This is a genomic window from Bacteroides sp. RTP21281st1_H5_RTP21281_210402 (assembly GCF_040918965.1).
Taxonomy (GTDB): domain Bacteria; phylum Bacteroidota; class Bacteroidia; order Bacteroidales; family Bacteroidaceae; genus Bacteroides; species Bacteroides congonensis.
Genome location: NZ_JBCOWR010000004.1, coordinates 118013 through 141859, shown reverse-complemented (window position 1 = coordinate 141859; position 23847 = coordinate 118013). Strand labels below are relative to the sequence as shown.

Genomic DNA, 23847 nt, shown 5'->3' with positions numbered 1-23847 from the left:
CTAAACATTAATCACCAACCGTTAATCACTAATCATTAATCACTAATCACTAAAATTATGGGAGATCCTAAAGCATTTCTAAATATACCTCGACAAGAGGCGGGATACCGTCCTGTGAGCGAGCGAATCACTGACTATAGTCAGGTGGAACAGACATTGAATACGAATAGCCGTAAGTTGCAGGCTTCGCGCTGCATGGATTGCGGTGTACCTTTCTGTCACTGGGCGTGTCCGATAGGGAATAAACAACCTGAATGGCAGGATGCGTTGTACAGGGGCAAATGGAGGGAAGCGTATGAAGTGTTATCGTCTACTTGCGATTTTCCGGAATTTACGGGGCGTATCTGCCCGGCTCTTTGCGAGAAATCATGCGTGTTGAAACTTTCGTGTGACCAACCGGTGACTATCCGTGAGAATGAAGCGGCGATTGTGGAAGCTGCTTTCCGTGAAGGATATATACATATACAAACTCCCGAAAGAAATGGAAAGAAAGTTGCAGTAATTGGTGCAGGCCCTGCCGGATTGGTCGTAGCCAACCAGTTGAACCTGAAAGGATATAGCGTCACATTATTTGATAAAGACGAAGCACCCGGCGGATTGCTGCGCTTCGGTATTCCCAACTTCAAACTGGATAAAAACGTAATCGACCGACGCATGAAAATATTGGCGGCAGAGGGTATTCAGTTTGAGATGGGTGTGGAAATAGATGTCAATCATTTGCCGGAAGGTTTCGACGCTTACTGCATCTGTACGGGAACACCGACAGCACGGGATTTGAGTATTCCGGGACGGGAACTGAAAGGCATTCACTTCGCCCTAGAAATGTTGGCTCAACAAAACAGGATTTTGGAAGGTCAGACTTTCCCTAAAGACAAGTTAGTGAATGCCAAAGGAAAGAAAGTACTTGTGATTGGCGGTGGTGATACCGGTTCTGACTGTATCGGAACCAGTGTGCGTCAAGGAGCTGCCAGTGTCACTCAAATTGAAATCATGCCGAAACCACCCGTTGGCTACAATCCCGCTACCCCGTGGCCGCAATGGCCGGTAGTCTTCAAGACGACTTCAAGCCATGAAGAAGGTTGCACACGCCATTGGTGCCTGGCTTCCAATCAATTCCTCGGAAAGAACGGAAAGGTGACAGGTGTAGAGGTGGAAGAGGTAGAATGGATTCCGGCAACAGACGGCGGGCGCCCGACAATGAAACCTACCGGAAAAAAAGAGGTAATCGAGGCGGATATGGTATTGCTGGCTATGGGATTCTTGAAACCGGAACAACCGCAATTTGCCGATAATGTATTCCTTGCCGGAGATGCAGCTACCGGAGCCAGTTTGGTAGTACGTGCCATGGCAGGCGGACGGAAAGCGGCTGCGGAAATAGATGCTTATTTAACAACCAAAAATTAAAGTTATGTGTGGAATAGCAGGTATACTCAATATAAAAGTTCAGACCAAAGAGCTAAGGGATAAAGCACTGAAAATGGCCCAGAAAATCCGTCATCGCGGACCGGACTGGAGCGGAATCTATGTAGGCGGAAGTGCCATCCTAGCACACGAACGTCTTTCCATTGTCGACCCGCAAAGTGGCGGTCAACCCTTATATTCGCCCGACCGGAAACAGGTGCTCGCCGTAAACGGTGAAATCTACAACCACCGTGATATTCGTGCAAAGTACGCCGGGAGATATGATTTTCAGACAGGCAGTGATTGTGAGATCATTCTTGCCCTTTATAAAGATAAAGGTATTCATTTTCTGGAAGACATCAGTGGTATCTTTGCCTTTGTCCTTTATGACGAAGAGAAAGATGAGTTCCTGATTGCCCGTGACCCTATCGGCGTTATACCTTTATATATAGGTAAGGACAAAGAGGGAAAAGTCTACTTCGGCAGCGAACTGAAAGCGCTTGAAGGATTTTGTGACGAATACGAAGTATTCCTTCCCGGACATTACTATTACAGTAAAGAAGGAAAGATGAAACGCTGGTATTCGCGTGACTGGACAGAATATGAAACTGTAAAAGATAACAATGCCCGTACCGCTGATGTAAAAACAGCGTTAGAAGATGCCGTTCATCGCCAGTTGATGAGTGATGTACCTTACGGAGTACTTCTTTCCGGTGGCCTGGACAGTTCCGTCATTTCCGCTATCGCCAAGAAATATGCAGCCAAACGTATAGAAACAGACGGAGCAAGCGATGCCTGGTGGCCGCAGCTTCACTCTTTTGCCATCGGTCTGAAGGGTGCGCCCGATTTGATAAAGGCTCGTGAGGTTGCCGAATATATCGGAACGGTGCATCATGAAATAAACTACACCGTGCAGGAAGGACTGGATGCGATTCGTGACGTTATCTATTTCATCGAGACGTATGATGTAACTACTGTGCGGGCTTCCACTCCCATGTATTTGCTGGCACGTGTCATCAAGTCCATGGGTATCAAAATGGTGTTGAGTGGTGAAGGTGCTGATGAAGTTTTCGGCGGTTATCTCTATTTTCACAAAGCCCCTACTCCACAGGCGTTCCACGAAGAAACAGTACGCAAACTTTCAAAATTACATATGTATGACTGTCTCCGGGCTAATAAGAGTTTATCTGCCTGGGGAGTAGAAGGACGTGTCCCCTTCCTTGATAAAGAGTTTCTTGATGTGGCAATGACGCTGAATCCGAAAGCCAAAATGTGCCCCGGAAAGGATATTGAAAAAAGAATCGTACGTGAGGCTTTCGCCGATATGCTGCCGGAAAGCGTGGCATGGAGACAGAAAGAGCAGTTCAGTGACGGTGTGGGATATTCCTGGATTGATACATTGAAAGAAATAACAACCGCTGCCGTAAGTGACGAACAAATGGCACATGCAGCCGAACGTTTCCCCATCAATATTCCGCAAAACAAGGAAGAATATTATTACCGCAGCATCTTTGAAGAACATTTCCCCAGTGAAAGTGCGGCTCGCAGCGTACCGAGTGTTCCCAGCGTAGCCTGCTCTACGGCAGAAGCGCTGGCATGGGATATTTCTTTCAGAAACCTGAACGAACCAAGCGGACGCGCAGTAAAAGGAATACATGAAGAAGCCTATACTTAATTTGTCGAAAAGTAATAGAATGGATTATTTCTGTTATTCTTTTGTAGCATTTCTATTCTAAAATCCCTAAGATTAACGCAGATTAGCATATTATTGTCTGATTTGCGTTTTCTTTTTTATACTTTTGAAGCCAAACCCAATTAAATCTATTAAACCTTTTAAAGACCAGACAAATGAATTTAAAGAAAATGATGATGGCTTCTGCCCTTTTAGTAACTGCTTGCTGTATGCAGGCACAGACAAAAGTAATTGCCCACCGTGGTTATTGGAAAACCCCGGGTTCATCACAAAACAGTATTACCGCGCTTCAAAAAGCAGATTCCATCGGGTGCTACGGTTCAGAATTTGATGTATGGATTGCCAAAGATAACAAACTGGTTGTCAATCATGATCCCGTTTATAAAATGCGACCGATGGAATATTCCAAAGGGGATGCACTGACCGGGCTGAAACTCTCCAACGGAGAAAACCTGCCTAGTTTAAAACAATATTTGGAAGCAGGAAAAAAATGCAATGCCCAATTAATACTCGAACTCAAAGCACACAGTACCAAGAAGCGTGAGACAAAAGCTGTGCAGGAAATTGTGGCTATGGTAAAAAGTATGGGATTGGAAAGCCGCATGGAATATATCACTTTCTCTCTGCACGCCATGAAAGAATTTATCCGCCTGGCACCAGCCGGAACCCCGGTATTCTATCTGAATGGCGACTTATCTCCGAAAGAATTAAAAGAGCTCGGTGCTGCGGGACTTGACTATCACTTCGGCGTAATAAAAAAACATCCCGAATGGATTAAGGAAGCGCATGACCTTGGCTTGAAAGTCAATGTGTGGACAGTGGATGAGGCAGAAGACATGAAATGGCTGATTGAGAATAAAGCAGACTTTATTACTACCAATGAGCCGGTTATATTGCAGAAAGAGCTTAAGCAACAATAAATCAAGACATATTTAATCATTTAGTATCCGAGCTTAAAGCAACGGAGCATTCCTTTTAAAGGAAGAGGGCATTCCTCGGTGTGCAACGGGTGGTTCCTTTTAAAGGAACCACCCGTTGCTTTAAAAGAAAAAACAGCTATTCATAATACATTAATAATCAAATATTTGCCAAATCATTCATTTGACATTGGAGAGAACATCCGTATTTCCACAAACACCAATAAAATATTACAGCCAATTCATCTGAAATCATCCAGCACCTCTTTCAACTCTTCCACCGTCAATTCTCCTACTTGCCGCCAAAGTTCATTTCTTTTATGCAATAAGAGGAATGCCGGAACAGTATCTATATTGTGCGCATCGGCGATTGCTTTATTCTCTCCAACATTTACCTTTACTAATTCAATCGTCCTCTTTTCATAAGTACGAAGTATCGGTCCTATCCATTCGTAATGAGGCGACCAGTCGGCATAAAACACAAGCAACACCAAATGATTGGTCCTTACTGCCGTTTCTAATTGTTTTTCTATATTCATATTTCTGCATTTTTATGTTAAGTATAGTGCTAAAACAACGGATATAGGAAAAGGTTCTTCGGATTATCCAGGCTAAATATTCTTTATATATTATGAAAGAATATGCAAAACCGCTCACCCAAATAACAATTTATCAATATACAGATGTGTATAATTTCAATTTATAAGCATATATAGCTACATACTAAGCGATTGAAAGTTCATTAAAAATAAATAGATATTAGATATACTTTTCAACAAAACATAAAACAAAAAGTCATACCTTTGCATCGTAATAAAACAAAAGGATACAACAACCAATAAATATAAGTCAAAATGACAAACAGGATTAAGTTCACCAAAATGCATGGAGCGGGAAATGACTACATATATGTAGACACTACCCAATATCCGATAGAAGAGCCTGAAAAGAAAGCAATCGAATGGAGCAAGTTTCATACAGGAATTGGGAGTGACGGACTTATATTGATTGGAAGTTCTGATAAGGCTGATTTCAGCATGCGTATTTTCAATGCTGACGGTTCGGAAGCGATGATGTGCGGAAACGGTAGCCGTTGCGTAGGCAAATACGTATATGAATACGGTTTGACCGATAAAACTGAAATCACACTGGAAACGCTGTCAGGTATTAAAATACTGAAACTTCACGTAGAAGGAAAAACAGTTACAGCAGTGACAGTAGATATGGGCAGTCCGCTGGAAACGGAAGAAGTACATTGGGAAGGGAAATATCCTTTCCGGTCAACTAAAGTATCCATGGGAAATCCTCATCTAGTTACTTTTGTGGATGATATAACCCGGATTAACTTACCGGAAATCGGTCCTGAATTAGAAAACGACCCTCTTTTTCCTGACAGAACAAATGTGGAGTTTGCACAAATTGTCGGCAAAGATACCATACGGATGAGAGTCTGGGAAAGAGGTTCGGGAATTACCCAAGCTTGCGGAACAGGTGCTTGCGCTACAGCAGTAGCTGCCTTCATCAACGGACTTGCAGGAAGAAAAAGCAATATAATAATGGACGGCGGCACAGTCATCATTGAATGGAACGAAGCCTCAGGACATATATGGATGACAGGACCGGCAACCAAAGTTTTCGATGGGGAAATTGAAGAAGTTGAGAGGTGAGAATGGAGAGATGAGAACAGCGAATTGAGAATGAATACGGATAGAAACTTAAAACAATCACAATATGGCATTAGTAAACGAACATTTTTTGAAATTGCCGGGAAGTTACTTGTTCTCGGATATAGCGAAAAAGGTAAATACTTTCAGGATAACGCATCCCAAACAGGACATCATCCGGCTAGGTATCGGCGATGTTACTCAGCCGCTTCCCAAAGCCTGTACCGAAGCAATGCACAAAGCGGTAGAAGAACTTGCCAATAAAGATACATTCCGCGGATATGGTCCTGAACAGGGATATGATTTTTTGATTGAAGCAATTATAAAGAATGATTTCGCCCCACGCGGGATTCACTTTTCCGCTTCCGAAATATTTGTCAGCGACGGAGCTAAAAGCGATACCGGGAATATAGGTGATATTCTTCGCCATGACAATAGCGTAGGCGTTACAGACCCTATTTATCCGGTATATATTGACAGTAACGTCATGTGCGGACGTGCCGGAGTACTGGAAGAGGAAACGGGTAAATGGAGCAATGTCACATATATGCCCTGTACGAGTGAAAACAACTTCATTCCTGAAATCCCGGACAAACGGATAGATATTGTTTATCTCTGCTATCCGAACAACCCGACCGGCACAACACTGACCAAACCGGAACTGAAGAAATGGGTGGACTATGCTTTGTCTAACGACACGTTAATCCTGTTTGATGCCGCATACGAAGCGTATATCCAGGACGAAAACGTCCCCCACTCTATTTACGAAATTAAAGGGGCGAAGAAATGCGCCATTGAATTCCGTAGTTTCTCAAAGACAGCAGGATTCACCGGAGTACGTTGTGGATACACGGTAGTACCGAAAGAGCTTACTGCCGCAACGTTGGAAGGTGACCGCATCCCGCTCAACAGATTATGGAACCGCCGCCAATGCACCAAGTTCAACGGCACTTCCTACATCACCCAACGGGCTGCAGAAGCTGTTTACAGTGCGGAAGGCAAGGCACAGATTAAAGAAACGATAAATTATTATATGACCAACGCAAAAATCATGAAGGAAGGGCTGGAAGCTACCGGATTGAAAGTTTACGGCGGAGTGAACGCTCCCTATTTATGGGTGAAAACTCCGAATGGCCTATCCTCATGGCGATTCTTTGAACAGATGTTGTATGAAGCCAATGTTGTCGGTACTCCCGGTGTGGGCTTCGGGCCAAGTGGCGAGGGATATATCCGTCTGACCGCTTTCGGCGAACGCAACGACTGCATTGAAGCTATGAGAAGAATAAAAAACTGGCTTTAAGAATTCGGAATGACTTCCCCCGGCTCATTCACAACCAGTAATTCTTAATTTATTTGATAGTATTTCGCGCGCTACTATATACATGGACCGTACATCCACATTTTTCTAACTTTTAAAGGTAAAAAGACGATGAAAACGACGATTAACAAAAACAAGGGGGTAATAACAGTAGCATTATTACTGTCAGGGCTCGTACCATCCGCAACGATGGCACAAGACAAACTAGAAGCTTCGGTAGGAGCAGACTTGGTAAGCGGTTACATCTGGCGTGGCCAGGATTTGGGCGGAGTCAGCATCCAACCTTCACTGGGGATTACTTACAAAGGTTTCTCACTCGGAGCATGGGGTTCTGTAGGGTTCGAACCGGCAGACACGAAAGAGTTTGATTTGACTCTCGGTTACTCAATAGGTGGTTTTAGCGTTTCGGTAACAGATTATTGGTTTAATACCCAGGTAGCGACAGGTATAGACGATGAGGGAGAAACGGTTTATTCAACCAACAAGTATTTTAAGTATGGAGCCCATTCTACGGCTCATGTATTTGAAGCACAAGTGGGATATGATTTCGGTCTGCTGTCCGTCAACTGGTACACGAACTTTGCTGGTGCTGACGGTGTGAAAGAAAACGGCAAAAGAGCTTATTCTTCCTATCTCGCACTCAGCGCACCGTTCAAATTGGGTGGTCTTGACTGGACAGTAGATTTGGGCGTGGTACCTTGGGAAACGACTTTCTATAATGGCTATACAAGCGGGTTCTGTGTTTCCGATGTCAGCCTCGGAGCTTCCAAGGACATCAAGATTACCGATTCCTTCTCCGTACCGGTATTCGCCAAGGTATCAGTCAATCCACGCACGGAAGGAGCTTATTTCACATTCGGACTAAGTTTTTAAGAGAGAGAGAATTTAAAATATCAAAAGGAGTGTATAGGGAAGGTAGTTAGAGTTTAGATTTTATCGGTTTGTTGTATGGTAACCTGCTATGGCTACCACTGCCCTATACCTCTTTCTTTTACTGGTCAACACTAATAATTTAAGGTATATGAAAAAGATTGAAGCTATTATCCGTAAAACCAAATTCGAGGACGTGAAAGACGCCCTTCTCGAAGCGGACATCGAATGGTTCTCTTACTATGACGTAAGAGGTATTGGGAAAGCTCGCCAGGGACGTATCTATCGTGGCGTAGTCTATGACACCAGCACCATCGAACGAATACTTATCTCTATTGTCGTACGCGACAAAAATGCAGAAAAGACGGTACAAGCCATTATCAAGGCTGCACAAACCGGAGAAATCGGCGATGGACGTATCTTCGTCATCCCCATCGAGGATGCCATCCGCATCCGCACTGCCGAACGGGGCGACATAGCGCTCTATAACGCCGAACAAGAACGCTAGCGACAAGGTGCCGCACCCAGGTTTTCTTGCGGATTATAACTAATTTATAAAGGTATTAAATAAGATAATTATTATGGATACAAAATATAAAAGTCATGGCTTCGTAAAGCCATGGATAGCCACTACTATGTTCATGGTATGCTGTTTTGCTATGGATTTGTCAGCGCAAGACACAGCCGCTACCGATACTGTTGCAGCAATAACAGAGACAATAACTGAACTTTCAGCACTCCCAGCCGAATCTACGGCAGAAGCCCCGGATACTATCGGTGAACTGGCTTTAGGATTAAATACGGTTTGGATGTTACTTGCAGCTATGCTCGTATTCTTCATGCAGCCGGGATTTGCCTTAGTAGAAGCAGGTTTCACCAGAGTGAAGAATACTGCCAATATTCTGATGAAGAACTTTGTAGATTTCATGTTCGGTTCTTTGCTTTACTGGTTTATCGGTTTCGGACTGATGTTCGGCGCAGGCGGATTCATCGGGATGCCCCACTTCTTCGACCTGTCTTTCATGGATAACGGGCTGCCTAAAGAAGGATTCCTTATTTTCCAGACCGTATTCTGTGCCACTGCCGCTACCATCGTATCAGGAGCAATGGCAGAACGCACCAAATTCTCCATGTATTTGATTTATACAATCTTCATCAGTGTACTGATTTACCCGATTTCCGGTCATTGGACTTGGGGCGGCGGTTGGCTGATGAACAGTGAAGCAGGTTCTTTTATGATGAACCTTTTCGGAACGACCTTCCATGATTTTGCAGGTTCCACTGTTGTTCACTCGGTAGGTGGATGGATTGCTTTGGTAGGTGCCGCCATTCTAGGCCCACGTATCGGCAAATATGGAAAAGACGGTAAATCCAGAGCTATTCCGGGACATAACCTGACTATTGCCGCATTGGGTGTATTTATCCTTTGGTTCGGATGGTTCGGATTCAACCCCGGTTCCCAGTTGGCAGCAAGTACCGAAGCAGATGCAAACGCAATCTCACATGTATTCCTGACAACCAATCTTGCAGCTTGTGCGGGTGGTTTCTTCGCCTTGGTAATCAGTTGGATGAAATATGGAAAGCCCTCTTTGTCATTGACACTGAATGGTGTATTGGCAGGCTTGGTAGGTATCACCGCCGGATGCGATGTCGTATCTCCCGCAGGAGCCGTGCTGATTGGTGCTATCTGTGGCATTGTGATGATATTCTCGGTAGACTTTATTGATAAAGTCCTGAAAATCGACGACCCGGTAGGTGCTTCTTCCGTACATGGTGTTTGCGGTTTCTTAGGAACCATTCTCACAGGTTTCTTCTCCACCAGCGAAGGGTTGTTCTACGGATATGGTTTCGGATTTCTCGGAGCACAAATCTTCGGAGCACTTATAGTCGGAGCTTGGGCGGCAGGTATGGGATTCATCATCTTCAAGGCTCTCGATAAAATTCACGGTCTGCGCGTTCCGGCACGTATCGAGGAAGAAGGACTTGATATTTACGAACACGGGGAGTCAGCTTACAACTAAAAACGTCTTCTTGTAAACCAATAAAAACAGACTATATAGATTTAAAAACAGATTTCTATCCCGGGCGGGTTTGGTCGCCTTCCCGGGAACCATACAGAGAAAGATTATTTGCTCTAACATATTTAACAACAAATCAAATTAGGTATTATGTCAAAACTAAGATTCAGAGTAGTAGAAACTGCTTTCAAGAAGAAAGCGGTTGAGGTAGCAACCCCTGCCGAACGTCCGTCGGAGTATTTCGCCAAGTACGTATTCAACAAGGAGAAAATGTTCAAGTACCTTCCGAGTAAGGTGTACAATGCACTGATTGACGCTATTGACAATGGTGCTCCGCTAGACCGCAGCATTGCCGACGAGGTAGCGGCCGGCATGAAGAAATGGGCCATCGAAATGGGTGTCACTCATTACACACACTGGTTTGCACCGCTGACCGAAGGCACGGCAGAAAAGCATGACGCCTTTGTTGAACATGACGGCAAAGGCGGTATGATGGAAGAATTCACAGGCAAGCTGCTTGTACAGCAGGAGCCGGATGCTTCCTCTTTCCCGAACGGCGGTATCCGCAATACGTTCGAAGCCCGTGGATACAGTGCCTGGGATCCTTCATCTCCTGCATTTATCGTCGACGACACTCTTTGTATCCCGACCGTATTCATCGCATATACCGGTGAAGCCCTCGACTACAAAGCTCCCCTATTGAAAGCACTTCGTGCCGTAGATAAGGCAGCCGTAGACGTTTGCCACTATTTCAATCCGGAAGTGAAGAAAGTAGTCGCCTACCTGGGTTGGGAACAGGAATATTTCTTAGTGGACGAAGGTTTATACGCCGCACGCCCGGACTTGTTAATGACAGGCCGTACATTAATGGGGCACGACAGCGCCAAGAACCAGCAGTTGGAAGACCATTATTTCGGTGCTATTCCTACCCGTGTAGCAGCATTTATGAAAGACCTCGAAATTGAAGCCTTGAAATTGGGTATCCCTGTAAAGACCCGTCACAACGAGGTTGCACCCAACCAGTTTGAACTGGCTCCTATCTTCGAAGAATGTAACTTAGCCAATGACCATAACTTATTGATTATGTCGTTGATGCGCAAAGTAAGCCGTCGTCATGGTTTCCGTGTACTGCTTCATGAGAAGCCGTTCAAAGGTGTCAACGGTTCCGGCAAGCACAATAACTGGTCATTGGGAACTGACACAGGCATCTTATTAATGGGACCGGGCAAGACCCCTGAAGACAATCTGCGTTTCGTTACGTTTGTAGTAAACACATTGATGGCAGTTTATCATCATAACGGATTACTGAAAGCATCCATCTCCAGTGCCACCAACGCCCACCGTCTGGGAGCGAATGAAGCGCCGCCGGCAATCATTTCCTCTTTCCTGGGCAAACAGTTGTCTCAGGTATTGGATCATATAGAAAACAGTACAAAGGATGACCTAATCAGCCTCAGCGGCAAGCAAGGCATGAAGCTGGATATTCCGCAGATACCCGAATTGCTGATTGACAATACCGACCGTAACCGCACCTCTCCTTTCGCCTTCACCGGCAACCGTTTCGAGTTCCGTGCCGTAGGTTCCGAAGCAAACTGTGCTTCCGCCATGATTGCATTGAACTCTGCCGTAGCTCATCAGTTGTCGAAATTCAAGAAAGATGTAGACGCCCTGATTGAAAAAGGAGAACCGAAGATATCCGCCATCCTTGAGATTATCCGCGGATACATCAAAGAGTGCAAAGCCATCCACTTTGACGGCAACGGTTACAGTGACGAATGGAAAGAAGAAGCTGCCCGCCGCGGTCTGGATTGTGAAACGAGTGTTCCTGTCATCTTCGACAACTATCTGAAACCGGAAACGATTGCCATGTTCGAAGCTACCGGTGTAATGACAAAGAAAGAACTGGAAGCCCGTAACGAAGTGAAATGGGAAACTTACACGAAAAAGATTCAGATTGAAGCCCGTGTATTGGGTGACCTGGCAATGAACCATATCATCCCGGTAGCAACTCAGTATCAAACGGATTTGATTAATAACGTCTATAAGATGCAATCCCTGTTCCCGGCAGAAAAGGCAGCCAAGTTATCTGCCAAGAACCTGGAACTTATCGAAGAGATTGCCGACCGTACAGCCTTCATCAAAGAGCATGTGGACGCAATGGTGGAAGCCCGTAAAGTGGCGAACAAAATTGAAAGCGAACGTGAGAAAGCCATTGCCTACCATGACACCATCGCTCCGGCACTGGAAGAAATCCGTTACCACATCGACAAGTTGGAACTCATTGTCGACAATCAAATGTGGACGCTTCCGAAATACAGGGAACTATTATTCGTAAGATAAAAAAAGAAAATGCCCGATGAAGAAAAAATCATCGGGCATGGAATAGAGATTATCTATTTCTTTTGTTGGTTGTTTTAAGTTTGCAGTGGAGGGGTGCCGTGAGGCAGTCCTCTTCTTTTTATACCCTATACACTCAAGAAGATAATCAACAAGCGTATGTTCTCTTTTAAGAAACGCAGAGTGATAGTCATATTCTTTTCCACCGTCTTCTCTGAAATAGCAAGTTTCTCTGCGATTTCACGGTTGGTGCACCCTTCCTTACGGCTCAATCGGAATATTTCCTGTTGGCGGGGAGAAAGCTCCGCCAACAATTGTTCAATGTATTCTCCCAATTCATGCGCCTCTATCTCCTCTTGAATCCCATGCCAATCATTCTCATTGTCAGTGATAGTATCCAAAACGGTAAGTTTATAAGCGTTCTCATTAAAGCTTTTCCGCATATGGCTAAAGATAAGATTGCGGGTGGCTATAAAAAGAAATCCCTCAAAACTTTCATTTTCTTTTAAAGATTCACGATAATTCCAGAGTTTCAGAAATACCTGTTGGACAATATCTTCAATATCGGCATCCGAAGTAATATAAAGCCGTGAAAAGTTACAAACCTTCCCCCAATACCTTTTATAAATAATGGAAAACGCATCATTATCACCTTTTTTCAGTGCAGCTATCAATTCACGGTCTGTCATAAGATTTATTAATTACAGGCGCAAATATAAGTACTAATATTAAATATTAGTATATAAACGCTAAAATTATTATACGCCCATCCCCAATTATTCCTCTATACCATACCAAAAGTCCCCAATTCAAACATAAAATTCACCCTTCCGAAAAAAAAGTTCTTTTTAAGGGAGGGTTAAAATATAGTTGCGAGTATTTAATGTAGATAAGCAGAAAAAGAATGGAAAAAAAAGAGGTAAACAGATTAATTAAAGGCTTACTGACTGACCAACTCAGTTGGGAAGAAAAAGAAAAGCTGTCTCAACACAAATCGGTAGAAGAAAGGATGAAACGGCAATGGAGACATGCTGCGGAAAGTCCCGAAGACCGGGAAATGGGAGAACGGGTATGGAAACGTCTGGAAGAATGTAGAAAGCCGGCAAAACCACCCCGCTATCAACTCTCCTTCCAACGCTTTGTTGCTGCCGCTTCCATCATCTTGTTTGTTATAGCGGGAAGTTTATGGCTTTTAAAACAAAATTGGGAAAGTACAACCGAATATATCAGTTTCACTGCCGACAAAGCCCTGATGTATATGCTTCCTGACAGTTCGAAAGTATGGATGAAAACAGGCAGCAATATACGCTACGCACAAAACTTCGGAAGCCAAAGGGAAGTTTGGTTGGAAGGCGAAGCATTATTCGATGTTACCAAAGGAAAGAAACAGCATTTTATAGTACATATTCCTAAAGCATTTATTGAAGTAAAAGGCACTTCCTTCCAAATCAAAAAGAACAAGTACAATAAAAATGAAATAACCCTGTTTGAAGGAGAAGTAGAATTCAATATCCAGTCCACCAACCAATGTATCGCCATGAATCCGTTGGATAAAATAATCTATGACCCGGAGACTGCAGACATAACAATGGAAAAAGTAGAACATATGAATTGGGAGAACGGACGGTATCTGTTTACGGACATCACACTGGCGCAATTAATAGAAATTATCAACGACAGATATGATTCGCAAATCACTCTTGGCAAAGATGTAAATAAGAAATATAAATATTCGGGAAGCCTCTACCATGATGAGCCTTTAGAAAATGTAATCAAGAAACTATGTTACAGCATGAGCTTGAAAGTCGAGAAAAAAGGAGAAGAAATTCTCATTTACTAATATCTTTTTTATTAATCATTTAAATAACTAAAAATCTAAAAGCATGGAGAACAAAACATTCTCAACCAAGCAACGGTACGTAAAATGTATCATCTTGGCACTGTTGCTTTATCCGATTACTTTGTTTGCCGCTTATGGGCAAATAGCAGTGAAAGGAGAATCCCTCAGTGTCAAAGAAGCAATTCAACAAATTGAAAGACACAGTAATTACGTCTTTTTCTACAACGCGACATTGCTCAAAGAAATGAGTAAAAAGAACATTGATTGTAAGGGTTCTATTGAGAAAGTCTTGAATGAAATATTCAAGAATACGAATGTAGAATATATGATTAATGGCAATGAAGTCGTTTTAAAAGTAAAAAGCGCTCCGGTAACACCTCAGCAAACCAAACAAAAGAAGCGTACTGTGACGGGTACAGTATTTGATGCGAATACAAAAGAAACCTTAGTCGGCGCAAACGTAAAAATAAAAGGAACCGATGTCGGTACTATCACTGACCTGGACGGTAATTTCAGTATCAGCGTCAACAGCAGTAAAGATGTGTTGGTAGTATCATATATGGGGTATAAGACAGTAGAACAAGCCGTTGAGGACATGGGAGTCATAAAAATCGAATTACCATCCGACAGCGAGTTACTGAATGAAGTAGTGGTCGTAGGATTCGGAACGCAGAAAAAGGTATCTGTAGTAGGCTCTATCACTAACATCAAGGCCGCTTCGCTGAAAGTTCCTACATCTTCGCTAACCAACTCTTTCGGCGGACGTCTGGCAGGTGTAATCGCCACTACTTCCAGTGGTGAACCTGGCAAAGACGCTTCACAGTTCTATATTCGCGGTATCGGAACATTTGGCGGACGTGCCACTCCATTAATTATGCTAGATGGAGTGGAAATCAGTTCCACAGACCTGAATTATATTCCTGCCGAAAACATTGAAAGCTTTTCTATTCTGAAAGATGCTTCCGCCACGGCAATCTATGGTGCACGCGGTGCAAACGGTGTAATGCTGGTGACGACAAAATCCGGAAAGGAAAACGAAAAGACCCGTATCAATGTCAGTGTGGAAAACTCATTCAATGTGCCTATGAGCTTCCCTGACTTTGTAGACGGAGTCACCTACATGGAAATGGCAAACGAAGCACGTTATACCCGTACCGGAACTTATGACGGCCTGCTTTACACACAGGAGCAGATTAACAACACCCGTGCCAACAAGAATCCGTACGTATATCCCAATGTCAACTGGAAAGACCTGATGTTCAAGAATATGTCTATGAGCCAACGGGCAAACATCAATGTCAGCGGCGGTGGTTCAAAGGCAAACTACTACTTGAGTTTGCAAGCAAACCACGACTCCGGTGTCTTAAATAACAAGAAACTTTATTCATTTGACAATAACGTAAACGTATGGAGTTATACTTTCCAAAGTAACGTGGATTATAAACTCACTCCTACTACAAAAATACAATTACGAATGAATGCTCAACTCCGCAATAGCGGCGGTCCGAAAACCAGTACAACCGATTTATTTGCAGAAATGTTATCGGCCAATCCTGTTAACTTCCCCGCTTACTATCCAAGCAGTGTCGCTCCTTCCGGAGTTGATCATATGTTATTCGGTAATGCATTCTATACAGGTGACTTGTTATACAAAAATCCATATGCAGACTTAATGACCACTTATGGAGAAGATTTTCAATCAACCATCCTAACCACAGTCAAAGCAGAACAGGAGTTGGACTTTATCACCAAAGGACTTAAGCTGACCGGATTAATTAGTTTTAAAAACTGGTCGAAGTCTTACTTCACCCGTACGATCGAACCTTATTATTACATGGCAAAACCAGGTTCTTATGATCCATATGACTCTGAAGCAGCAAACTATACCCTGGAACGTGTAGGTACTAGTGGAAAGGATTTCATCACTCAATCGGATCCAGAGAAATCTGCCGACCGTACTTTCCAGTTTCAGGCAGCCTTGGAGTGGTCACGCAATTTCAAAGGCATCCACGACTTATCAGCGATGTTACTCTACCTACAACGTGAATACCGCGTCAATCCATTGCCAACCCGTAATCAGGGAATATCCGGTCGTTTCACCTATGCTTATGACCAGCGTTACTTGTTCGAGGCTAATTTCGGTTATAACGGAACGGAACGTTTGGCTTCCGGTCACCGCTTCGAGATGTTCCCTTCCTTTGCAGCGGGCTGGGTCATCAGCAATGAAAAATTCTTCGAACCAATAAATAGAATTATCACAAACCTTAAAATCAGAGGTTCGTGGGGATTGGTTGGTAACGATGAAACGGGAACGAAAGATATACGTACCGGAGCTGAAGGTCCCCACTTCATTTATCTGACTAATGTAAACCTGAATGATGACAATCACCAATACACTACTGGAGTAGATATGAATGTTACTTACAAAGGTCCTGCCGTTACACAATATGGCGTAACGAATGCAACCTGGGAACGGGCGGAAAAACTAAACTTAGGTGTTGACCTCGAATTATTCAGCAAACTATCTTTGACTGTCGATATCTTTAAAGATAACAGAAGCAATATCCTGCTCCGTCGTGAACGTTTTCCTGAATATCTGGGATACGAAAACGCCAAACCATGGGCATCTATCGGTAAAGTGGAAAACAAAGGATTGGAACTTGCCATGAATTATGTACAAGAAATTGGTAAAAACTGGAGTTTCGACTTGAGGGGTACGTTTACATATAACCGTGCCACCCAGATATATTCTGATGAAGCATATCGTGCAGAAGAATATCGCCGCCATGACGGAAAATCTCTGAACGGCACATGGGGATACGTTGCCGAACGCCTTTTCGTTGACCAGGCAGATATTGATAACAGCCCGACACAAAAATTCGGTAACTCACCAATGCCGGGTGATATTAAATATAAGGACATGAATGGAGATGGAATGATAGACGGTTCCGACCAATGCGAACTTTCTCCTTATGGTTCTACTCCGGGCATCATGTATGGCTTCGGTTCCACCATACGCTACAAAAAATTCGACCTCGGTTTCTTCTTCCAGGGGGCGGCACAGCGGAAAATCATGATCAGCGGTATCCACCCGTTCGGAAACACCCGCAAGAATGTCCTGCAATTTATAGCGGATGATTATTGGAGCGAATCCAATCCCAATCCCGATGCAGCTTATCCCCGTCTCGAATACCGTGACGACGCAAACAATAACCGCCAAAACAGTAGCTACTGGTTGCGCGACGGCTCATATATGCGCCTTAAAAATGCCGAACTCGGTTATAATTTCAAGTACGGACGTATCTATCTGATTGGGAATAACCTGCTGACATTCAGTAAATTCAAATTATGGGATCCGGAATTGAGCTGGAACGCTTACCCGCTGTCACGTACCTTCAGCATAGGCATGCAACTCAATTTCTAAGAAAAGTTTTTCAAATAGTATAAAATATAAGTAATCTATATATGAAATCAAATATACTTTATAAATTCATTATCGGAGCAGCCGTAGTGACAACCAGCCTTACATCATGTAATTACCTGGATGTAGTGCCTGTAGAACAAGCTACCCTTGACGACGCTTACAAAAAGCCGGAACTTACATTAGCCTACCTATATTCTTGTTATAGCGGATTGAAAAAATGGAATCCGGTGGACTACTACAACGAAGATGTAGCATCCACCGACGAATATGTACTTCCGCCCAACTGGAACGGAGACGCCTATAATATACAAACCAACCAACGCTCGTCAGCTACCGGCGGCGGTTGGACCTGGCGTTATTGCGGATATGACCCTATCCGTACATGCCACTTATTTTTAGAAATAGTGGACAAAGCCCCCAACCTGACAGACGAACAACGCACCACATGGAGAGCGGAAGCGGAATTCCTTATAGGTTACTACCATTTTATGGTATTACGCAAATATGGCCCCTGCCCTATCATGGATCATGCATATCCGTCAGACGTGACGGGTGACGATATGCCGGGACGCTCGCACTATGACGCTGTGACGAAGTTCATTACCGACCAGATAGATAAGGCAATCCCTAACCTGCCCGACCGCTGGACAGGTGGAGACTGGGGACGTGTAGATAAAGTGGTGGCAAAAGCAATCAAAGCACGGGTACTTCTTTATGCAGCATCCCCTCAATGGAACGGAAATACACTGTACGAATCAGGACGGTTAAAATGGGAAAACACCCGTTGGGAAACTCCTGGGTATGGGAAACAGCTTGTCAGCCCTGTATACAGCGAGCAAAAATGGATAGACGCCAGAGACGCTTGCAAGGAAGCATTGGATTTCGCCCTGCGCCAGAATCTCGAACTCTACCAGGAATCCAATTTCGACGAACTGAAAAATGTAGATGCCAGCCAAAAGGACTTTATGAAATACGTATTCCGCATGCGTTATGCCTTGCTTTCACGTGCCAATGCTACCGGCAAATGCCAGGAAGTTGTCTGGGGGCTTGCCGACCAAAGCAGCATTGTCAATGGTTGTCTTCCACGCCGGATGTTTAAAAAGACAGATAACACATGGCAGGACGGATGGTCAGGAGTATCTCCGACACTTGAGGCTATCAAACAATTCTATACCAAAGATGGGTATCCCATTACCGACGAGAGCCGCTTCTATCCTCAGGACGAATGGTACGACGTTGCCGGACAAAGCATTATAAACAGTGAACCCTCTTACTCAGGAGAACTCAATGCCAATGAAATCATTAAGTTAAATACCCATCGCGAACCACGTTTCTACGCCTGGATGGCTTTCAGCGGCGGAGAATACGGAACCAAACTTGTAAAGAACGCGCCAATCATACTGAAAATGAGAGATTCGGAAGCACAAGGATATAATCCCAGCATCTCAAGCAGAGATTATTGCCGTACAGGTTTCCTTTGCCAAAAATGGGCTCATCCCGGACTTGCATATAGCGAAAACGGCTCGGACAACAACGGTTCGTTAACTGCCCCACGTCCCATTATCCGTATGGCAGAGCTATATCTGAACCTGGCAGAGTGTTATGCAGCCTTAGGAGAAGAAGATAAATTCTTAGAAGCAATCAATCCGGTACGTACCCGCGCAGGTATCAATGCCTTAAAAACAAGTGATGTAACCAAGGGCAAAGACGACATGACAGAGTGGGTACGCAGGGAACGATTCGTTGAGTTCTATGGCGAAGGTATCCGTTTCTACGATATGAGACGCTGGTTGAAAGGCAAGGAAATTATGGGCAAGGGACTTCACGGATTGAATATGGTAGGCTATGTAGGGCCGACTTTTACACAATTCAACCAAGAGACAGTAATGCCCGAATACACAGAAGTATCATGGGACGACCGTTTGTACCTAATGCCTCTTTATTATGAAGAAGCAGATAAAAGCGAGAACCTGATACAAGCACCGGGATATTAATCTTTAAACGATTTAGATGAAAAGAAAATCAGTTATGAAAAAATACATTTATATGACCGCTTTGGCTTTATCCTGTCTGGGAATATTGTCAATAGCCAGCTGTTCTGACGATGATTTCAAGAACAAACCTCAGACAATCGACATCAACGACATCGCACTCACTCCTATCAACGGCGGATGCGAAGTGGAATGGACCCCTGACCCGGAAGACAATAACTTTGTCTTCCTGCACATAGAGTTTACAGACCATGATAACAAACCCCGTTCTTACAACGTCAGCCGTTACGGAAGCGAACTGGTTACTCCATTCGTAAAAGACGAAGACGGAAACCCGGTTCTCAACGAAAATGGCGAATCGGTAAAGATGGTTATCAAAGATTTAGTAAACCAGGAATATACATTGCATTTCTATGCTTACAATAATGACAATAACCGCATTGTTCTGGGAAGCCGTTCAATTACTCCATTGGATTACAAGCAATGTACTCCCGATTCTATTTTTGCAGTGAGCATATCTGCAAAAGGCGGACGTAAAGTGATACTGGAATGGAAAGAGCCTCAGGTCAAAACCAGTTCCACTTCCGACAAGGTCTTTTTCAGATTCAAATTCGGAGAGGATATTGTGGAAACCAAAAACATTGATTTGGGAATACGTCATGCAGAATTTATCTTGGAAAATTCCGGTGAATGTACCGTAGAATATGGTACGGTATCAGTTATCGGAAAAGAATGGGTAAAAAAGTATAACGGTACTCTCAATGTGGTCAAGTTCTACACTCAGGAGTTGTGGGAAGCCAAGGATAAAGAGGGCTGGACAGCCACTTGCGAATCCGTACAAGAAAGTGAAGGTCCTGTCAACTCATTGATAGACGGGAATATTAATACTTTCTGGGCATGTAGCTGGAATCCCGCAATCTTCCTCGATAAATACATAATTGACATCACACTACCGGAAGAGCAAGATATGGTAGGAGTAATCCTACAACAAAGACAAAGCAATTCTATGGGTTATTGGCGCTTGGTTCAGCACTTTTCTATTGAAGTGAAAACAGAAGGTTCCGAAGAATATACAATGGTCATTCCGGAAGGAACTTTAACGAATGAAGGAGCAACAGATAAAGATAATTTAGGAACTGCTTATCTGGCAAAACAGAACTTCGATCTTGAACAGATTTACCGCACCAGACAAATTCGTTTATGCCTATGGGATCCGCTGAACAGGGAATTTACAGAAAATCCACAAAATCTTTGCATGGGCGAATTTGGTATCCTCATAAAAGACCCTGCTAAAAACGATGAGTAACCTTGAATATTATAATAAACTAATTAATCAAAACACAATGAAGAAAATTTTATTCACTCTTTTATGCTCCCTCTTTCTTTTCACCGCCTGCTCCGATGACGATGAAAGAAGTGAAGCAGCCCCCTATCTCCGAATACCGGAGATAGCGCAATCGCTACATTACTTGAAAGACGTTCAAAGGGAAAACATAAAAATAGAAACGAACTGTGAAGACTGGACTATCACATCTGATAAAGACTGGTGCGATGCACACCGTATCAGCAGTAACCCGCAGATGTTCCGTTTGGCATTGGACGAAAACAATGAACTGAACCTGCGTGAAGCCAAACTTACCCTGAAAGCAAGCGGAATTACGGAAACGATTACAGTGAAGCAACTCGGAACCCAACCGGCTATCCTCGTGAGCCCCGAAAAACTGGACAATCTATCCGACACAAAAAATAATTATGAATTGGTAATCACTACTAATGTATCCAGTTTCAAATGGGATATTCCTGAAGAAGACAAAACCTGGCTTTCAATAAGTGAAGCACCGGTGGAAGACCTTACACGTGCCATGATAGACAGCAAGTACATACTTACTGTACAAAGTAATATCAAAATGAAAAAACGTTCTTCTACCATCATATTCACAGGTACAGGAAATGAAGAGGAACATCCTACGGCAGAGCTTCCCATTACTCAAAAGAAACGTTCTACAGATGCGGGCGACGTTGAAGTTGGAGAAGATATTAAAATCAGGCCAAACAATGGATGGGCAAGTTCGGAACAGACGGACCCTCAAGCAATCTCACATGCTTTCGATGGCTATACAGACGACAATCATTGCTACCATACCCAATGGGGTGCAAACGCTGAAAAGATCTTCCCTTTAAATCTGGAATTCTATTTTGATGGGACACAGGATATGGACTACGCCCTATTTTACCCTAACGGAAATGGCAAATTCGAAAATATAGATTTATATTACCTTGATGGTGGTTCACCTATCACTTTCAATCAAGATTCTCGGCCTGAAACCTGTCCGTCAACAGGCAGAACCTGGGTGAAAATCAAGTCATATAAGCTCCAAAACATATCAAGTGAGCAAAAAATAATGTTTCCCGAACGACTGACAAATGTACTTGGTATCCGATTTGTCGTAAATTCTACATACAGTGGTGATAAAGCTGCTTGTAATGAAATGGAATTCTGTCGTAGCAACGCCTCATTCCTTGATGCACAACTATTGGCCGTTTTCAAAGACATCACTTGTTGCGAGTTGAATGACAATGTTACAGACGATGACATCAACAGCCTGCCCGGATACTTTGCACAACTGGCTTTCCAAATCAAGGAAGGAACTTATACCGACTGGGAAAAGAAATTCCGCATCCAGGATTACAGTCCATACAGCGATGTATTCCAAACAGCCGATGCCATGTTAATAAAAAAATATGGTAACCAGGATAACATTACAGGCATACATGTAGAGGCGGGAGACAACATCATTGTATTGGTAGGCGATACACATAATAATGAAATCTCTCTTCAGGTACTTGGAGAAGAAACCGTCAATAGTGATAACGGAGCATATGTACAGACAGAATCGCCAACATCGGCTCAAACGATTCAACTGACCAAAGGAGTCAATAAGGTCGCAATAGATAAAGCAGGTATGCTCTTTATCTTATATACAGCCGATCCTACCAATGTACAAAACCAACCTATCCGTGTACATATCCCTTATGCAAGTGGAAAGGTCAGTGGATTCTTCGATTTGGAAACGGATAAAACAGACGCTAAATATACAGAACTACTTGATAAGGCAGATTACAAATACTTCGGTGTACGAGGAAAAGAAATCATATTCTACTTCCATACATCAGAACTAAGGAAAGTAGCACCTAACAATATTGTGGCAGCTATTAACCTATGGGACGATATTGTCGGTTGGGAGCATGAGATAATGGGCTTTAGCGGTGACTTACGCAAAAGATATAATAATCATATCTTTGCCATTTCACCCGAAGGCAGCTATATGTGGCAGTCTGAATACAGGGTAGGATTTGTATATACCTATCTCGAAAACATTCTGTTACCTGAAAACGTAAAAGCAAAAGAAGACAATGCCTGGGGACCTGCGCATGAAATCGGACATATCCATCAAAAAGCAATTAACTGGCCGGGATGTTCCGAATCATCCAACAACTTATTCTCCAATTATGTCATCCACAAAATGGGCCAATATCATTCACGGGGGTACGGACTTTGCCGTGTCGCAAAGACACGATTCGTAGACAATGATCCATGGGTTACATTCGGAGAAGCAACGCATCAAAATGAGGATACGGAAATACATATGCGTATGTACTGGCAATTATTCATCTATTACCATCTATGCAAAGACAATAAAAACTTCTGGCCTGAGGTATTTGCCAAGATGCGCGAGAAATATGCCGGAGTTTATACGGAAAACAATCCGGGTAAATCACAAATGATGTTTGTAGAAGCCGTATGTGAAACAGCTAAGGAAGACCTAACCGATTTCTTTGACTTTTGGGGATTCTTCACACCAGTAGATGATCTAAAAATCGAGCAGTATGGTACATTCACCTACACGGTTACAGAAAGTATGATAAGTACAACGAAATCGAGCATTTCCAAGTATAAGAAAGCGGCTCCCATCCAGTATATCGAAGACCGGAAGAAAGAGTGGTTCGAACCGGGTCCTAACGAATATCGTGATAAGGAATCTGGTGATGTCGGTTATTATACGCAGTTCCAGGGAACAAGCGCTACATTCAATAACGATGAGGTAACCGCTACTATATCAGGAAAGGAAATCACCGTAGCTTCAAATGTAGGAAGCAAAGCTGTGGCATTTGAGGCCAGAAAAGGAAACAGCAGTGATGGGGAACTCGTTTATTTCTCCAATGACTTCAAGTTCACTCTCCCCGACAATATTAAAACGAGTGAAGTGAGACTATGGGCTGTTCAGGCGGATGGTGCCCGAAAGAGTATTAAAGTGAATTAGAATACCCGACTAACACAAGACACTATTATATAAAGAAAAGGACTACTCCATT

At 43.4% G+C, this 23847-nt stretch carries 16 protein-coding genes; 14 read left to right on the top strand and 2 right to left on the bottom strand.

The window, feature by feature from the left end:
- The first annotated feature begins 57 nt into the window (after window positions 1–57).
- The 3 genes from AB5443_RS07715 to AB5443_RS07705 all read left to right on the top strand — a co-directional run bounded on the left by AB5443_RS07715 (window position 58) and on the right by AB5443_RS07705 (window position 4014).
- Window positions 58–1404, top strand: coding sequence for a glutamate synthase subunit beta (locus tag AB5443_RS07715; RefSeq protein WP_277131426.1), 1347 nt, complete (start codon window positions 58–60; stop codon window positions 1402–1404).
- A 4-nt stretch (window positions 1405–1408) separates the two neighbouring features.
- Entirely contained in the window at window positions 1409–3076 is a 1668-nt protein-coding gene (gene asnB / locus AB5443_RS07710) for an asparagine synthase B (RefSeq protein ID WP_073346192.1), read from the top strand.
- A gap of 173 nt (window positions 3077–3249) precedes the next feature.
- A complete protein-coding gene (locus AB5443_RS07705) occupies window positions 3250–4014 on the top strand; it encodes a glycerophosphodiester phosphodiesterase family protein (protein ID WP_044656260.1) in 765 nt (254 codons plus the stop codon).
- Between the two features lie 239 nt (window positions 4015–4253).
- Here the strand turns inward: AB5443_RS07705 and AB5443_RS07700 are convergent, their stop codons facing one another.
- Window positions 4254–4550: a thioredoxin family protein gene (locus AB5443_RS07700; RefSeq protein ID WP_073346194.1), complete on the bottom strand. Its 297-nt coding sequence runs from the start codon at window positions 4548–4550 to the stop codon at window positions 4254–4256.
- Between the two features lie 315 nt (window positions 4551–4865).
- Between AB5443_RS07700 and dapF the strand changes: the two genes are divergently transcribed.
- The 6 genes from dapF (at window position 4866) to AB5443_RS07670 (ending at window position 12221) form a co-directional block, all read left to right on the top strand.
- The gene (dapF, locus tag AB5443_RS07695) at window positions 4866–5678 is read left to right on the top strand and encodes a diaminopimelate epimerase (RefSeq protein WP_073346197.1); all 813 of its coding nucleotides are present in this window, start codon (window positions 4866–4868) and stop codon (window positions 5676–5678) included.
- A 64-nt stretch (window positions 5679–5742) separates the two neighbouring features.
- Window positions 5743–6975 (top strand): LL-diaminopimelate aminotransferase, encoded by a 1233-nt coding sequence (locus AB5443_RS07690; RefSeq protein ID WP_277131432.1) that lies wholly within the window; start codon window positions 5743–5745, stop codon window positions 6973–6975.
- A 129-nt stretch (window positions 6976–7104) separates the two neighbouring features.
- A complete protein-coding gene (locus AB5443_RS07685; protein ID WP_044655804.1) occupies window positions 7105–7866 on the top strand; it encodes a hypothetical protein in 762 nt (253 codons plus the stop codon).
- 148 nt (window positions 7867–8014) lie between these two features.
- On the top strand, window positions 8015–8371 hold the full coding sequence (locus tag AB5443_RS07680; protein WP_010538423.1) for a P-II family nitrogen regulator: 357 nt from the start codon (window positions 8015–8017) through the stop codon (window positions 8369–8371).
- 73 nt (window positions 8372–8444) lie between these two features.
- Window positions 8445–9884: an ammonium transporter gene (locus AB5443_RS07675; protein WP_277131437.1), complete on the top strand. Its 1440-nt coding sequence runs from the start codon at window positions 8445–8447 to the stop codon at window positions 9882–9884.
- Between the two features lie 147 nt (window positions 9885–10031).
- Window positions 10032–12221 (top strand): glutamine synthetase III, encoded by a 2190-nt coding sequence (locus tag AB5443_RS07670; RefSeq protein WP_277131440.1) that lies wholly within the window; start codon window positions 10032–10034, stop codon window positions 12219–12221.
- A 125-nt stretch (window positions 12222–12346) separates the two neighbouring features.
- On the opposite strand, the gene AB5443_RS07665 is transcribed toward AB5443_RS07670, so the two are convergent.
- Window positions 12347–12907, bottom strand: coding sequence for an RNA polymerase sigma-70 factor (locus tag AB5443_RS07665; protein ID WP_277131443.1), 561 nt, complete (start codon window positions 12905–12907; stop codon window positions 12347–12349).
- 215 nt (window positions 12908–13122) lie between these two features.
- Here AB5443_RS07665 and AB5443_RS07660 point away from each other — a divergent pair, with 215 nt between their 5' ends.
- Genes AB5443_RS07660 through AB5443_RS07640 form a run of 5 tightly spaced genes read left to right on the top strand, consistent with a single transcriptional unit; the run spans window position 13123 to window position 23795 of the window.
- Window positions 13123–14058: a FecR family protein gene (locus AB5443_RS07660; protein ID WP_277131445.1), complete on the top strand. Its 936-nt coding sequence runs from the start codon at window positions 13123–13125 to the stop codon at window positions 14056–14058.
- 43 nt (window positions 14059–14101) lie between these two features.
- The gene (locus tag AB5443_RS07655) at window positions 14102–17482 is read left to right on the top strand and encodes a TonB-dependent receptor (RefSeq protein WP_073346209.1); all 3381 of its coding nucleotides are present in this window, start codon (window positions 14102–14104) and stop codon (window positions 17480–17482) included.
- 41 nt (window positions 17483–17523) lie between these two features.
- Entirely contained in the window at window positions 17524–19476 is a 1953-nt protein-coding gene (locus AB5443_RS07650) for a RagB/SusD family nutrient uptake outer membrane protein (RefSeq protein ID WP_022139220.1), read from the top strand.
- Between the two features lie 34 nt (window positions 19477–19510).
- Window positions 19511–20779, top strand: a complete 1269-nt coding sequence (locus AB5443_RS07645) for a discoidin domain-containing protein (protein WP_277131448.1) — start codon at window positions 19511–19513, stop codon at window positions 20777–20779.
- Between the two features lie 37 nt (window positions 20780–20816).
- On the top strand, window positions 20817–23795 hold the full coding sequence (locus AB5443_RS07640) for a M60 family metallopeptidase (protein WP_277131450.1): 2979 nt from the start codon (window positions 20817–20819) through the stop codon (window positions 23793–23795).
- The last annotated feature ends 52 nt before the right edge of the window (window positions 23796–23847 follow it).